The sequence below is a fragment of the Photorhabdus sp. RM322S genome, assembly GCF_042879395.1.
Classification (GTDB): domain Bacteria; phylum Pseudomonadota; class Gammaproteobacteria; order Enterobacterales; family Enterobacteriaceae; genus Photorhabdus; species Photorhabdus khanii.
The window spans coordinates 1-659 of the sequence record NZ_JBHFKW010000148.1 but is presented as its reverse complement, the minus strand read 5'-3'; the positions used below and the strand labels follow the sequence as shown (position 1 = coordinate 659).

Genomic DNA, 659 nt, shown 5'->3' with positions numbered 1-659 from the left:
GTTTAGCCGACTTTTCCCCCTGATTTAGCAGCCTTTTTCCTAGCCACCTTTTCCCACCCTGTTAAAGAGCATGCCAACTCGCCCCGACGGGCACTTTGCCGATTGTAGCTCACTTTTTCCCCGACGTCAGCGCCGGGTTTCAGCCCCCTTTTCCTGCCAGAACCGGGTGTTATCGGGAACCCGGGGCGGCGGGGCAGCTTGCCTGCGCCGCTGACGCGGGTTGGCGGGTGCGGGCTGGCGAGGCCCGCAGGTTAAGCTTTTCAACAGGGAAGCCCCCCTGGGGGCTGCACGGGGCGGAGATGGCGAGCACGGGGACGAGCAACGGAGCGCAGCGCAGTGCGAGCCGCGCGCAGCCAGTGCAGCGGGGTTGGGGCGGGGGTAATAAATTGAGGAGGCCGCAGGCCGACTGACTTACCGGTCTGTGGCTGTTGACCTTGACGGACTGACCGGCAACGATTTAAGGCAGATTTAGGCACCGGAGCCGCCACGGACGGCGGCGACTGCGGTGGTGGGTTTTAGTGCAGTAGCTGACAGCGGAAGGCGTCCGCCTTGCGCGCCACGGGGGCTAAGAAGCCCAACCCGGCGGCCAGCCGCGCACCGGGGGTTAGGTAACCGCGCAGCGCCCTTCGGTGGGCGGCGCCGACATAATGTGCCGTTAA

At 65.3% G+C, this 659-nt stretch carries 2 protein-coding genes; one reads left to right on the top strand and one right to left on the bottom strand.

Annotation, left to right across the window (positions count from 1 at the left end):
• Positions 1–70 precede the first annotated feature (70 nt).
• Positions 71–214 carry a hypothetical protein gene (locus ACGF63_RS22995; RefSeq protein WP_387633399.1) on the top strand — a complete coding sequence of 48 codons (144 nt, stop codon included), beginning with the start codon at positions 71–73 and terminating at the stop codon, positions 212–214.
• 46 nt (positions 215–260) lie between these two features.
• Here ACGF63_RS22995 and ACGF63_RS22990 read toward each other — a convergent pair whose 3' ends face one another.
• The gene (locus ACGF63_RS22990) at positions 261–476 is read right to left on the bottom strand and encodes a hypothetical protein (RefSeq protein ID WP_387633398.1); all 216 of its coding nucleotides are present in this window, start codon (positions 474–476) and stop codon (positions 261–263) included.
• Between the last annotated feature and the right edge of the window lie 183 nt (positions 477–659).